The organism is Posidoniimonas polymericola, from assembly GCF_007859935.1.
GTDB classification, from domain to species: Bacteria; Planctomycetota; Planctomycetia; order Pirellulales; family Lacipirellulaceae; genus Posidoniimonas; species Posidoniimonas polymericola.
Map to the genome: position 1 here is coordinate 18,084 of NZ_SJPO01000012.1, position 13,398 is coordinate 31,481.

13 protein-coding genes are annotated in these 13,398 nt (G+C 67.2%); 8 read left to right on the forward strand and 5 right to left on the reverse strand.

Features of this window, described 5'->3' with window-relative positions:
* Window positions 1-252 precede the first annotated feature (252 nt).
* The 8 genes from Pla123a_RS20565 to nqrM all read left to right on the forward strand — a co-directional run bounded on the left by Pla123a_RS20565 (window position 253) and on the right by nqrM (window position 7,859).
* Complete coding sequence (locus Pla123a_RS20565; protein ID WP_146590509.1) at window positions 253-1,629, forward strand: Na(+)-translocating NADH-quinone reductase subunit A; 1,377 nt, start codon at window positions 253-255, stop codon at window positions 1,627-1,629.
* Window positions 1,630-1,716: 87 nt separating this feature from the next.
* Window positions 1,717-2,982 (forward strand): NADH:ubiquinone reductase (Na(+)-transporting) subunit B, encoded by a 1,266-nt coding sequence (locus tag Pla123a_RS20570; protein WP_146590511.1) that lies wholly within the window; start codon window positions 1,717-1,719, stop codon window positions 2,980-2,982.
* The gene (locus Pla123a_RS20575; RefSeq protein ID WP_146590512.1) at window positions 2,972-3,853 is read left to right on the forward strand and encodes a Na(+)-translocating NADH-quinone reductase subunit C; all 882 of its coding nucleotides are present in this window, start codon (window positions 2,972-2,974) and stop codon (window positions 3,851-3,853) included. The genes Pla123a_RS20570 and Pla123a_RS20575 overlap by 11 nt, the downstream gene beginning before the upstream one ends.
* Window positions 3,846-4,472, forward strand: a complete 627-nt coding sequence (locus tag Pla123a_RS20580; protein ID WP_146590514.1) for an NADH:ubiquinone reductase (Na(+)-transporting) subunit D — start codon at window positions 3,846-3,848, stop codon at window positions 4,470-4,472. The genes Pla123a_RS20575 and Pla123a_RS20580 overlap by 8 nt, the downstream gene beginning before the upstream one ends.
* Window positions 4,473-4,529: 57 nt before the next feature.
* The gene (gene nqrE, locus Pla123a_RS20585; RefSeq protein WP_146590517.1) at window positions 4,530-5,171 is read left to right on the forward strand and encodes an NADH:ubiquinone reductase (Na(+)-transporting) subunit E; all 642 of its coding nucleotides are present in this window, start codon (window positions 4,530-4,532) and stop codon (window positions 5,169-5,171) included.
* Window positions 5,172-5,276: 105 nt separating this feature from the next.
* Window positions 5,277-6,497: an NADH:ubiquinone reductase (Na(+)-transporting) subunit F gene (gene nqrF, locus Pla123a_RS20590; RefSeq protein WP_146590518.1), complete on the forward strand. Its 1,221-nt coding sequence runs from the start codon at window positions 5,277-5,279 to the stop codon at window positions 6,495-6,497.
* Window positions 6,490-7,629 (forward strand): FAD:protein FMN transferase, encoded by a 1,140-nt coding sequence (locus Pla123a_RS20595; RefSeq protein ID WP_231956574.1) that lies wholly within the window; start codon window positions 6,490-6,492, stop codon window positions 7,627-7,629. Before nqrF ends, Pla123a_RS20595 begins: the two co-directional genes overlap by 8 nt.
* A gap of 11 nt (window positions 7,630-7,640) precedes the next feature.
* Window positions 7,641-7,859 (forward strand): (Na+)-NQR maturation NqrM, encoded by a 219-nt coding sequence (gene nqrM, locus Pla123a_RS20600; RefSeq protein ID WP_197528157.1) that lies wholly within the window; start codon window positions 7,641-7,643, stop codon window positions 7,857-7,859.
* 34 nt (window positions 7,860-7,893) lie between these two features.
* Here nqrM and Pla123a_RS20605 read toward each other — a convergent pair whose 3' ends face one another.
* Genes Pla123a_RS20605 through Pla123a_RS20625 form a run of 5 tightly spaced genes read right to left on the reverse strand, consistent with a single transcriptional unit; the run spans window position 7,894 to window position 13,349 of the window.
* Entirely contained in the window at window positions 7,894-9,201 is a 1,308-nt protein-coding gene (locus tag Pla123a_RS20605) for a glycosyltransferase family 87 protein (protein ID WP_146590522.1), read from the reverse strand.
* Window positions 9,191-10,165, reverse strand: a complete 975-nt coding sequence (locus Pla123a_RS20610; protein WP_146590524.1) for a polysaccharide deacetylase family protein — start codon at window positions 10,163-10,165, stop codon at window positions 9,191-9,193. Before Pla123a_RS20610 ends, Pla123a_RS20605 begins: the two co-directional genes overlap by 11 nt.
* On the reverse strand, window positions 10,128-11,561 hold the full coding sequence (locus Pla123a_RS20615) for an NAD(P)/FAD-dependent oxidoreductase (RefSeq protein ID WP_261342770.1): 1,434 nt from the start codon (window positions 11,559-11,561) through the stop codon (window positions 10,128-10,130). Before Pla123a_RS20615 ends, Pla123a_RS20610 begins: the two co-directional genes overlap by 38 nt.
* A gap of 1 nt (window position 11,562) precedes the next feature.
* A complete protein-coding gene (locus Pla123a_RS20620; protein ID WP_146590526.1) occupies window positions 11,563-12,402 on the reverse strand; it encodes a glycosyltransferase family 2 protein in 840 nt (279 codons plus the stop codon).
* Window positions 12,403-12,449: 47 nt separating this feature from the next.
* Window positions 12,450-13,349, reverse strand: a complete 900-nt coding sequence (locus tag Pla123a_RS20625) for a WecB/TagA/CpsF family glycosyltransferase (RefSeq protein WP_146590528.1) — start codon at window positions 13,347-13,349, stop codon at window positions 12,450-12,452.
* Window positions 13,350-13,398 lie beyond the last annotated feature (49 nt).

Below are 13,398 nucleotides of genomic sequence, written 5' to 3' on the forward strand. Positions count from 1 at the left end.
AGCTGGGCGATTTGCCACAGCCTGAGCCGGTCTGAGAATCGACGAAAAGTTAAAGCCCCATTGACGTAGCGACGATATCGTGAAAAATTTCACAGTCACACGCGGCCTGATCGTGCGCCTCACCAACGCCCGATCGTGGGCCACCGCTGCGGCGGCCCCGCCGGCGGCGGTTCACGGCTGAAAACCGCGAAAAACTCGCAGTGGGACACGTCTGGTTCCCTACCAATCACTTACTTCAGATCGCGGAATGGCATGACGCGTCGGTTTGAACTCAGCAAGGGTCTCGACATCCCGCTCAGCGGAGAGCCCCGGCAAACGATCGAACAAAGCCCCCCCGTTCGGCACTTCGCCCTCCTTGGCGACGACTACATCGGCATGAAGCCGACCATGGAAGTCAACGAAGGGGACGAGGTCCGCAAGGGCCAGCTGCTGTTCACGGACAAGAAGAACGTCGGCGTGCGGTTCACCGCACCGGTCGCCGGCAAGGTGGTTGCGCTTAATCGCGGCGCCAAGCGGAAGTTCGAGTCGGTCGTGATCGAGCAGGCCGGCGACCTGGAGTTTGTGTTCAACTCCTACCCGGACGCCAACCTGGCTCAGCTGCCCCGCGAGCAGGTGGTCGACAACCTGGTGAACTCGGGCCTGTGGACCGCGCTGCGGACGCGTCCGTTCAGCAAGGTTCCGGCGATCGACTCTGCCCCGGCGGCGATCTTCGTCACCGCGATCGACACCAACCCGCTGGCGGTCGAGCCGAGTTTGGTGCTGGCCGACCTGCAGGCCGACTTCATCGCCGGCCTCGAGGCGCTCAGCGTGCTCACCACCGGCCCGACCTACCTGTGCAAGGGTGAGGGCGTGAGCCTGCCCGGCGAGGACCTGGATTGTGTCGAGAAGGTCGAGTTCAGCGGGCCGCACCCCGCCGGCCTGGTCGGCACGCACATCCACATGCTGATGCCGGCGCACGCCGACCGAACCGTCTGGCACATCGGCTACCAGGACGTCGCAGCGGTTGGCCGCCTGATGCGGACCGGCACGCTGATGTGCGACCGCGTGATCTCGATCGCCGGCCCGGCGACCAGCGACCCGCGTCTCGTCCGGACCACTTTGGGCGCCAACCTGACCGAACTGACCGACGGCGAGCTCCGGCTGGCCGCGGGCGAGAAGGCCCGGGTAGTTTCGGGCTCGGTGCTGTCGGGCCGCACGTCCGAGTCGCCCCGCGATTTCCTGGGCCGCTACCACACACAGGTGTCGGTGCTGGTCGAGGGGACCGAGCGGGAGTTCATCGGCTGGATGCTGCCCGGCTTCGACAAGTTCTCAGCGTCCCGTGCCTACGTGGGGAGCTGGCTCGCCAAGTTCATGACGCCAGACCGCGGCTTCGCCCTGACCACCAGCACCGGCGGCAGCCACCGGGCGATCGTGCCGACCGGCGCCTACGACGCCGTGGTGCCGCTGGACATCGTGCCGACGCCGCTGCTCAAGGCCCTGGCGGTCAGCGACACCGACACCGCCAACTCGCTCGGCGCCCTCGAGATGGACGAAGAGGACCTCGCCCTCTGCACGTTCGTCTGCACCAGCAAGAACAACTACGGCGCCCTCCTGCGTGACTGCCTCACGACGATTGAGCGCGAAGGGTAGTCCGAGAACCGCTTTTTGACCCACCCCTGGCGGGGTGGGCTGTGGCACGTACGCCAGCAGCCAATCGCAATCAGCCAACAGCCATCCATGAAATTCCTTAGGCAACAGCTCGACATGATCGCGCCGCTCTTCGAGAAGGGGGGCAAGCTCGAGCGCTTGTACCCGCTTTACGAAGCGCAGGACACGTTCCTGTTCACGCCGGGCGAAACGACCAAGTCCGCCTCGCACGTCCGCGACGCGCTGGACATGAAGCGGATGATGTCCATGGTGATCGTGGCCCTCGGGCCGTGCATCCTCATGGCGCTGTACAACACCGGCCTGCAGGCCAACCGGGCGATCGCGGCGGGCGCCGCCCCGATCGACTCCTTCCGCGAGACCCTGCTCGCGCCGTTGGGCCCAATGGTCCACGACCCCAGCAGCATCGCGGGTTGCTTTATCCACGGCCTCGTCTGGTTCCTGCCGGTCTACATCGTGACGATGGCGGTCGGCGGCGTCTGCGAGCTGATCTTCTCGCTCGTCCGGGGCCACGAGATCAACGAGGGCTTCCTGGTCACCGGCATGCTGTTCCCGCTGACGCTCCCCCCGACCATCCCGCTGTGGCAGGTCGGGCTCGGCATCGCGTTCGGCGTGGTGATCGGCAAGGAGATCTTTGGCGGCACCGGCAAGAACTTCCTCAACCCCGCGCTCACCGCCCGGGCGTTTCTCTACTTTGCGTACCCGGCCCGGATCTCCGGCGAGTGGGTGGCGAGCGGCGCGTCGAACATCGGCGTGTGGGTCGCCGCCCGGCAGGCCGACGGCATCTCGGGCGCAACGTCGCTCGGCGAGATGGTCGGCGCCGCGCAGGGCCAGGGGCCGGCCGAGGTGATGGGTGGAAACTACTCCTGGGGGACCGCGTTTGTGGGTCTCATCCAGGGCTCGATGGGCGAAACGTCCGCCCTCTGCTGCCTGCTCGGCGCCGCGATCCTGATCGCCTCGGGCATCGGCTCCTGGCGGATCATGGCCGGCTGCGTGCTCGGCCTGCTGGGGACCGGCTTCCTGTTCTGGGGCTTCCGCGGCTCCAGCGACAACCCGCTGACCGCCATCGCCCCGTGGTGGCACCTGGTGATTGGCGGCTTCGCGTTCGGAACCGTGTTCATGGCGACCGACCCGGTGTCGGCCGCGATGACCGAGATCGGCAAGTGGTGGTACGGGATCCTGATCGGCGTGATGACCGTCCTGATCCGGGTGATCAACCCGGCGTTCCCCGAGGGCATCATGCTCGCCATCCTGTTCGGCAACACGATGGCGCCGTTGATCGACTACTTCGTCATCCAAGCGAATGTTAAAAGAAGGATGGCCCGCTATGCAGCGTGACAGTGTTTCGTTCACCTTCACGGTAGCCGCCGTGCTGTGCGTGGTTTGTTCGCTGCTGGTCTCCAGCGCCGCGGAGGCGCTCAAGCCGATCCAGGAGAAGAACAAGCAACTCGACAAGAACAAGAACGTGCTAATGGCGGCCGGCCTGCTGCCGGACGACGCCGACGCGACAACCGTGAAGTCGATCTTCGACGAGCGGATCCGCGAGGTGCTGGTCGACCTCGACTCCGGCAAGGAGATGCCCGAGGCCGAGGCCCCCAAGGGCTACGACCCCCGCAAGGCGGCCAAGAACGCCAGCCTGCAAGAGCCGGTCGAGCCGTCCGACGCCCTCAAGGGCATCCGCTTCCGCGAGCCCTACGCCCCGGTCTACAAGATCACCAAGGAAGGCGACCAGAACGCGATCGAGGGCTACATCCTGCCGGTCTACGGCAAGGGGCTGTGGTCGACCCTGTACGGTTTCCTCGCCCTCGAGGCCGACCGCCAGACCGTCCGCGGCATCACCTTCTACGAGCACGCCGAGACCCCCGGACTGGGCGGCGAGGTCGACAACCCCAAGTGGAAGGCCAAGTGGCACGGCAAGACCGCCCGCAAGGACGGCCAGGTCGTGATCGAAGTGGTTAAGGGCGCCGCGTCCTCGGACCCGCAGGTTGCCCCGCAGCAGGTCGACGGCCTGTCCGGCGCCACGCTCACCACCAACGGCGTCGACGCGTTGGTGCAGTACTGGCTCGGCCCCGAGGGCTTCGGCCCGTACCTCACCGGCGGCGCCGACGCCGGTAAATCGCCGCAAGACTCCGCCGCCCAAGAGGGCGCCGGCCACGCCAACCAAGCCGCCTCCCCGGAAGCTGAGCTCACAAAGGTGAACCATGGCTAAGCAAACCGCCAAAGACGTCCTCCTCGAGCCGCTGATCAACAACAACCCGATCACGCTGCAGGTGCTCGGCATCTGCTCGGCGCTGGCCGTCACGACGCAGATGAAGACCGCGCTCTTGATGTCGCTGTCGGTGATCGCGGTGACCGGCGGGTCGAACCTGGTCGTCAGCCTGATCCGCCACTGGATCCCCAGCAGCATCCGCATCATCGTCCAGATGACGGTGATCGCGTCGCTGGTGATCGTGGTCGACCAGCTGCTCAAGGCCTACTTCTTCGACGTCAGCAAGCAGCTGTCGGTGTTCGTCGGCCTGATCATCACCAACTGCATCGTGATGGGCCGGGCCGAGGCGTTCGCCATGAAGAACGAGCCGGGCGTCAGCTTCATGGACGGCATCGGCAACGGCCTGGGCTACAGCGTGATCCTGCTGCTGGTCGCCTTCTTCCGCGAGGTGTTCGGCGCCGGCAAGTTCTTCGGCTACACGGTCTTCCCGCTCGCGACCGAGGGCGGCTGGTACACGCCCAACGGCCTGCTGCTGCTCCCGCCGAGCGCGTTCTTCCTGATCGGCGTGATCATCTGGGTCTTCCGCACGATCCGCCCCGAGCAGGTCGAGCACGAGTAGCCGGCAGCACGCCCCGCACCCACCTACACCTCCCCTTAATTCCACGTTTGGCTTCCCATGGACGACTTAGTTCAACTGTTCCTGAAGTCGGTCTTCGGCGAGAACATGGCCCTGGCGTTCTTCCTGGGCATGTGCACGTTCCTGGCCGTGTCGAAGAACGTGAAGACCGCGCTCGGACTGGGCGTGGCGGTGATCGTGATCATGTTCATCACGGTGCCGGCCAACAACCTGCTGTACCAGTACCTCCTGAAGGAGGGCGCGCTGGTCTGGGTCGCCGACACCTTCCGTCTGGGCACCGACACCCGCGAGTACCTGCAGACGCTCGACCTCAGCTTCCTGGGGCTGATCAGCTACATCGGCACGATCGCGGCGATGGTGCAGATCCTCGAGATGGCGCTCGACCGCTACTTCCCGCCGCTCTACAACGCACTCGGGATCTTCCTGCCGCTGATCACGGTCAACTGCGCGATCCTCGGCGGCTCGCTGTTCATGGTTGAACGCGACTTCAACTTTGTAGAGAGCATGGTCGCCGGCTTCGGCTGGGGCTTTGGCTGGGCGTTGGCCATCGCCGCCCTGGCCGCCATCCGCGAGAAGATGCGTTACAGCGACGTCCCCGATGGCCTCAAGGGCTTGGGGATCACGTTCATGACCGCCGGACTGATGGCGTTGGCCTTCATGTCGTTTGGCGGCGTGTGGTAACCCAGCAGGCGCAACCGACCCGTTCCCCGAATCACCCTAGCAAGTTTCCAGTGCGGCCGCCGTCTGCCTAGCAGCACCAGCGCCGCGGAAAGCCGGTAGCGACAAATGACGACCGTCCTTCTTGGCGTCTTGATGTTCACGCTCATCGTCCTCGCGCTCGTGGCGATTATCCTCGCCGCCAAGAGCCAGCTGGTCGCCAGCGGCGACGTCGAGATCGTGATCAACGAACAGAAGACCATCCACGTGCCGGCCGGCGGCAAGCTGCTGAATGCGCTGGCCGACCAGGGGATCTTTGTCTCCAGCGCGTGCGGCGGCGGCGGCACCTGCGCCCAGTGCGAGGTCAAGATCCACGAGGGGGGCGGCGACATCCTCGAGACCGAGAAGGCCCACATCAGCAAGAAGGAAGCCCGCGAGGGCTGCCGCCTGTCGTGCCAGGTCGCGGTCAAGCAGGACATGAAGGTCGAGGTACCGCCCGAGGCCTTCGACACCAAGAAGTGGGAGTGCACGGTCCGCTCGAACAACAACGTCGCGACCTTTATTAAAGAGCTGGTGCTTGAGCTGCCGGCCGGTGAAGAGGTCGCGTTCAAGGCGGGCGGCTACATCCAGATCGAGTGCCCGCCGCACGTGGTGCACTACAAGGACTTCGACATCGAGGAGCGGTTCCGCGAAGACTGGGACAAGTACAACGTCTGGCAGTACACCTCGAAGGTCGACGAAGAAGTTGTTCGCGCTTACTCGATGGCCAACTACCCGGGCGAGCAGGGCATCATCATGCTCAACGTCCGTGTGGCGAGCCCCCCGCCACGCATCCCCGACGCCCCCCCCGGCAAGATGTCCAGCTACATCTTCAACCTGAAGCCGGGCGACAAGGTCACGATCTCCGGCCCGTACGGCGAGTTCTTCATCAAGGACACCGACGCCGAGATGGTCTACATCGGCGGCGGCGCCGGCATGGCGCCGCTCCGCAGCCACATCTTTGAGCTGTTCAAGAACCTCAAGACCGGCCGCAAGGTGAGCTACTGGTACGGCGGCCGCAGCTCCCGCGAGCTGTTCTACGTCGACCACTTCCGGAAGATCGAAGAAGAGTTCCCGAACTTCAAGTTCAACATCGCGCTCTCCGAGCCGCTGCCCGAGGACAACTGGACCGGGTACAAGGGATTCATCCACCAGGTGCTGCAGGAGAACTACCTGAAGGACCACCCGGCGCCGGAAGACATCGAGTACTACATCTGCGGCCCGCCAATGATGAACGCGGCGGTCTTCAAGATGCTCGACGACCTGGGCGTTGAGAAAGAGAACATCGCGTACGACGACTTCGGTGGTTAGCGTGCCGGCCCGGAACCAATCGCGTCTGGCCGCGCTGCTGATGCTGGCGGCCCCGCTGGCACTGGCGGTGCTTGGCGTTGCGGGCTGCGGCTCGCAGTCGGACGCCCCATCACCAAGCACGCCGGCCCGCAACTCGTCGGCCCCTAATCCGGCAGGGCCGAGCGCGAACGCCCCGGTCGGGGTCGTCTCGTTCACCGGCCCGACGATGGGCACGCGGTACTCGGTCAAGGTCGTCATCGACGACGCCGACGAGCGGCTCGAGGAGCTGCAGCACCGGGTTGATGAGCGGCTGGTCGAGATCAACAAGCGGATGTCGACCTACGACCCGCGATCGGAGCTGTCGCGGTTCAACCAGTCCGATTCCGAGGACTGGTTTGAGGTTTCGGCCGAGACCGCCAAGGTCGTGGCGTACGCCCTTGAGATCGCCGCCGCTACCGGCGGCCAGTTCGACCCGACCGTTGGCCCGGTAGTGAACCTGTGGGGCTTCGGGCCCGACGGGCGGCGGAGCGAACCGCCCACCGACGACGAGGTCGCCGCGGCGCTCGCGCGGATCGGCTACCAGAGCGTGGAGGCCCGCCAGGAGCCGCCCGCCCTCAAGAAGTCGCGCCCCGATATCTACGTCGACCTGTCGGCGATCGCCAAGGGCTACGGCGTCGATGCGGTTTCGGAGCTGCTGACCGAGCTCGGCGCCGCGGCCTCGATGGTCGAGATCGGCGGCGAGGTCGTCTGCCGCGGCCGCAAGCCGGACGGGTCGTCGTGGAAGATCGGGGTCGAGAAGCCCGACGAGAGCGGCCGCGTGCTGCAGACCGTCCTCGACATCGACGACCACGCCATCGCCACCAGCGGCGACTACCGCAACTTCTTTGAGGACCACGGCGAGCGGTTCTCGCACACCATCAACCCCGCCACCGGCAGGCCGGTCACGCACCGGCTGGCGACCGTCAGCGTGCAGGCGCCGTCCTGCATGCGGGCCGACGCGTTGGCCACCGCCCTGTTGGTCATGGGCGGGGACGAGGGGTACAATTGGGCGAGCGAGAACGGCGTCGCCGCGATGTTCATCGAGCGGACGGACGACGGCTCTAAAGAGCGGTCCACGGCCGAATGGCGTGGCCCGCGCAACCGCGGCGAGTAACCCCAAGCACCATGACCACCGCCCTGATCTCAGTCGCCGTCTTTGCAGTCGCCCTGGCGGGCATGGCGGTCGGCGTGCTGATCAGCAACCGGCGGATCAAGGGCTCGTGCGGCGGGCTGGCGAGCATGAAGGACAGCAACGGCAACTCCATCTGCGACGCCTGCACCAACCCCTCGCCCGAGTGCCGCGGCGAACGTGCTCGCGAGGGCGCGGCCTCGGCCTCCGAGTAGCGTCCGCCCCGCCGCGTTGTCCGGCCGCCGCTGCTCAATCTTCCGCCGCGGGCCCAACGCCGGTCTTTGGGCGGCTCATCACCAGCACGGTGAGCGTGACGAACGCCGCCGCCAGCAGCACGCCATTGATGCTGGTGACGAACTGGAACCCAGATTCGGGAGCCTCGAGTCCAACCCGCTGGATGAAGGACCGGGTTGAGAGGATGTTGAACGAAGGGCCCAGCAGCATCGCGGCCACGGCCCATCGCCCCCACAGCGGGAACCACCGCCAGGCGGGCCGCGGCAGGCCGGTCACGAGGCCGGCGATCGCACCGGTCAGCAGCAGCGCGTCGTACGACTGGTGGAACACCGACGCCACGGTCCCCAACGCGATGACCGCGCCCGACGGGGTCGCCGCGCCGGCGAAGTCGCCCTCTCGCCGCAGCCGACGCAGCGCGAACCCTAGCGGGACGAGCAGCACCAGCATCACCGCCATGCTAGTCCCGTAGCCCGGATTCCAGTCCATCCACTTGCTGACCAGGCTGATCAGGTCGATCTGCGTGAAGCTGTTGATCGGCAGCTGGTCGTCGAGCGACTGGCGGAGCTCGGCCCGCTCGGTCAGCGACCGAAAGAACGCCGGGAGGCCGTTCTTGAAGGCCATCCAACCAACCGCCAACGCCGAAACGGCGCCCGTCAGCACCCCGCCGCCCAACGCGGCCCGCCAGTTGCCCCGGCAGGCCAAGAGGATCAGCAGCGGGAGCAGGTAGGTTGGCTTGCCAGCCGCCAGCAGCACGCCGCAAGCCGCCAGCCACGGTCGGCTCGCCGCGTAGTGGATCGCGACCAGCCCGCCGAGGACGAGCTCGAGCGTGAAATAGCCGGACGCCATCGTCGCCTGGCCGCCGCGGGTCATCACGATCAGGCACGCGATGATCGGCCACGCCCGCGGGACGCACGCCGCGCGCGCAGACAGCCGGGCGATAGCGTACACCATCAGCAGGATCAGCAGGAAGTAGAAAATGCTGGCCGGCAGCAGCGGCAGCGCGACCAGCGGCGCGTGCAGCAGGAAGTGCGACGGTGTGTACAGCGGCACCGACATGTCGACCGGGTAGCCTTCGATGAAGTCGCGGCCGTAGGCGCTAACGCCGTCGACAAACGCCTGGCACGGGTAGTAAACGCCGTGCGTGAAATCGAAAAAGCCGTCCTGCGCTGCGTCGTAGGGCCCTGAGATGTACCGGCCCTCGAATGCCCGGTGGGCGCCCAGGCAGACGCCGGCGGCGATCATCACACCGACGACGACTCGCAACCACTGGGGAGGCGCCCAGTCGCTCGCCGGCGGCTTCGGCCCGCTGCTCTCAGCCGACATCGCCGGCCCCCGAGACCGAAGCGACCGGCTCGATCGGTTCCCATTGTGGAACCGCCTGGCCGGCGTGCGCGGCGACCGTGCCGAGCTGGAAGTGCTCGGCAAACCGCTCGAGCATCTCGCTCAGCAGCTCGCGTTTCGCGGCGCCGGGCAGCTGCATGCCGGGGAAGAAGTTGAGGTCGGGGTCGTCCTCGACGCCCATGAAGTCCAGCGGGTGCAGCAGCAGCGACGGCGCCACGCCGCGGAGCCGGCACAGCCGGGCCGCGGTCCGCAGGTAGGCCGAGGCCGCGCGGCGGGAGTACTGCGCCAGGTGCGAAAGGTAGGTCATGTGGATCGGCGTCCGTGCGAGCGGCATGGTCGTCACCGGCATCTCGACAATCGGGCCGTCGGCGGTGTCGAGCCGGTGCGGGCGGAGCGCGCCGAAACCGTCGCGGACCGACCCGAAGGTTTGGGTCTCGGTGTCGCTGGACCAGAACGAGCGGACCGAGCAGTACAGCCGCGCGGCGGGCGCCGTGACCGCCGGCAGGACGCTGGCGTCGTAGCGGTAGCCGCGGCGGGCGAGGGTCGCCACGAGCGACTGGGAGAACGCAAACCCTGGGCCCCGGAACCCGATCGGTCGTTCGCCCGCGATGAGGGTGATCGCCTCTTCGGCGTCGGCGATCTCGCGCTCGACCTCGGCGTCGGAGAGCGTCGCCAGCCAGGGGTAGTGGTTGTAGGTGTGGTTGCCGAGCTCGAAGCCCGCGTCGGCCAGCGCACGCACGGCGTTCCGGCCCGACTCCTGGTCGAGGTCCCGGCCGACTACAAAGACCGTCAGGCCGAGGCCGAACTGCTGCATCACCTCGATAATGCGGGGGGCGACCACCTGCAGGTAGCAGGGGTACGACTCCCACCGCCCCGGCCCAAGGGTCCGCAGGTAGGACCACTTGTTATCAAGATCGAGCGACAAGCTCGCGATCGGCTTGCGCATCGCTACCTCCCGTCGGGGCTGGGCGTGACGGACGGCGGCCGGCGGCAGGACCGAGCTCGGACGCTAGCACGCCGGTGATGGCCTCGTCGGCGACCTGCACGGTCTCGTTGACGTTCAGGTTGCCCTTGAGGATGTGGGCCGAGTTGACCGCGAACACCCCGGGGACCGAGGTCCGCAGCGGCGGCAGCTTCTCCGAGTAGCCGATGGTCGGCATCGCCATCACGTTGCGGGCGCGGCAGACCTGGAAAGCCTGGACGTCGTCGCGGGAGAAGTGCGGGTACATCTTTTCGAGCGTGCCGATCCAGCGCTCCTGGAGCGACTCGTCCGACTCCTCGAACAGCGGGTCGTCCGAGGGGACGTACTTCGGCAGGTACACCAGGGCCGAGCCGCCCAGCTCGTCGCGGTCGACGATCGTGGTCATCTCGATCACCGCGGTCAGGGGGACCCACGCATCGGTGATGTTGGTGACGTAGTACTTAGAGATCGGCTTCTTCAGCAGCAGCGACGCGCACACGATCCCCAGGTACCGGACGCCCTCGAACCGCTGCCGTTCCTCCGGCCGCAGCTCCGGCACGGCGTTGACGATCGACGGCGTCGGCGTGGTGAACACCACGCGGTCGAACCGCTGCGGCGGCTGGTCGCCGGCGCTGACGCTGACGGACCCGTCCTCGACGGAGAGCGCCTCGTGCACGGGCGACGAGCACTTGATCTCAACGCCGAGCGGATCGAGCGTCTGGGCGAGCCGCTCGAGGATCGCGCTGTAGCCGCCCGGCACGTAGCCGAACATCTCTTTCTTGAGCCCCGACCGGCGCGCCGCGTACATCCGGTTGATGTGCGCCCAGATGAACGCCGCGGAGGTCTGCTTGTAGGTCTCGCCGAGCTTGGCCTTCAAGAGCGGCAGCCAGATCTTCTCGAATACCCCGCCGCCCGAGTACCTGCGGAGCCACGACTCCACCGAGACCTTCTCCAGCCGCCGCCAGTTCTTCAGCTTCGAGGCGAGGAAGATCGTGCCGCCCAGCCGCAGCTTCTCGATCAGCGTGAGCGGCGGGAACCGCAGAAACTCGACCGAGTTGGACATCGAGTGCAGCCGGCCGCCCGAGTAGAAGCCGGTCTTGGTCTCGATCCACCGCATCGAATCCTCGAGGCCGATCTCCGCGAGCAGGCCGCGGAGGCTCGAGTCGGAGAGCAGCGTGACGTGGTAGAAGCGATCCCAGGTGACGTCGCCCAGCCGCCAGGCGCTGGCGAGTCCGCCGAGCGTGGGCGCGGCCTCGAGCAGCGTGACGCGCTGCCCCTGCTGCGCGAGCCGCAGGGCGAGGGTCATGCCGAGCATGCCGCCGCCGACCACCGCCCAGTGGCGCCGCGAGTCGTTGTCGTCGTTGATGTTGTTGGCGTCCACGTTACCTCCCCAGCCGGCGGCGGATGATCAGTGAGAGCGTCTGCCCGACGGTGCGAAGCACCCGCATCTTGCTGGCGCCCGGCTTCTGGTCGTAGCGGAGGATCATTGGCGCCTCGCCCATGACCAGACCGCGTCCGCGGAGCTTCAGCAGCACGTCGACCATGCAGGAGAAGCCCCGCTCGCTGACGAAGCGGTCGCCGTAGTCGAGCATGGCGTCGCGGAGCGGCTCGACCCGGTACGCGCGGTAGCCGCAGGTGTAGTCGCGGACGCCGCGGATCGGCAGGGCGACCTTGAACAGCACCAGCGACGCCTGGCTCAGCAGGTTGCGGTACAGCGGCACGCCCACCACCTGGGCGCCCGGCTGGAAGCGGGACGCGATGACCACGTCGTGGCCCTCGCCGATCATCGCCAGCATCCGCGGCATCAGGCCCGGCGGCTGCGTGTTATCGGCGTCCATGGTGATGATGATGTCGTCTGGGTGCGCGATGCCGACCGCGGTCTCCAGGCCGGTCCGCAGGGCCGCGGCGAGGCCGCTGTTGCGTTCGTGTCGGACCAGACGCACCGGGTACTCGAACGACGCCCGGCTGACGACCAACGCGGTGTTATCGGCGCTGCCGTCGTCGACTACGATGATCTCGTAGTCCGCGACGCGGCCCTCGAGCGTCTTGGCGATCGACTCGAGCAGCGGCGGGAGCGCTTCGCCCTCGTTGTAGGCGGGAAGCACGACCAGCACGCGCGCCGGGCGGACCTGCCGGTCACGGCTCCCGGCCGACGCCGGCGCCGCGTCGAGCGTGGCGACCGTGTCTTCTGTGCAGTTGATTTCGTCTTGGGGAGTAAGCATTGGGGCGGGCGCTGGGTAAGGTAGATTCGAGGCGATCCGACGATCAATCAGGCGAGCGTCTCTTCGGCGAGCACCGCTGCGGGCAGATCGGCCCGAGCGGGACGACCTTTCGCGAGCTGGCGGGAAACAAGCATCAGGAAGCGGGGGTTGTTGACAAGGTACCGCCGCCACAGCCGGCGGGGCTCCATGCAGAGCCGGAAGAACCACTCCGTGCCGCTCCGCTGCATCCACCGCGGCGCCTGGCGGACCAGGCCGGCGTGGAAGTCGAACGCCGCGCCGACGCCGAACATCAGCTTGGTGTCGAGCGCCGGCAGCAGCTCGACCATTAACCGCTCCTGCTTCGGCGCGCCAAGGCCGACCCAGATGCAATCGGGGCGCAGCTCGGCGATCTCGTCGATCAGGTCCTGCCGCTCCTGTTCGGTAAACGGGCGGAACGGGGGCGTGCACTTGCCGACGATCTTGAGGCCCGGGATCTTCTCCTCGAGGCGTGCGGCCAGCTGCTCGGCGACGCCGGGGCGGCCCCCCAGCAGGTAGTGCGTGCGGCCCTCGGCGACCCCTTGGCGGCAAACGCCGAGCATCAGGTCGGGGCCGTAGACGCGGTCGATCTCGGGGTAGCGGTTCCACTTGCCCATCCACACCATCGGCATGCCGTCGGGCGTGGTGAGGTACGACCCGTTCAGGATCCCGCGGAACTCGTCACAGTCTTGGGCCGCCATCAGCGAGTTGACGTCGGTCACGCAGACGTAGCCCTTGCGTCCGCTGCGGACCGCCGAGTCGACGGCCTCGACCGCCGTGTCGAGGTTCAGCACGCTGATGCCGACGCCCAGCACGTCGTGCCGGGGCGGGGAGCAGGGCTGCTCGACGCTGTCGGCCGCGGGCGGAAACGTGGGCGGATCAGCCGCGGGCGCGAGCCCGACCTCGGCAGCGATTGCTTCCTGAATTGCCATACGATCAACCTTCGCTCGAAACGGTTTCTTGATGTCTTCTTGGTAATGC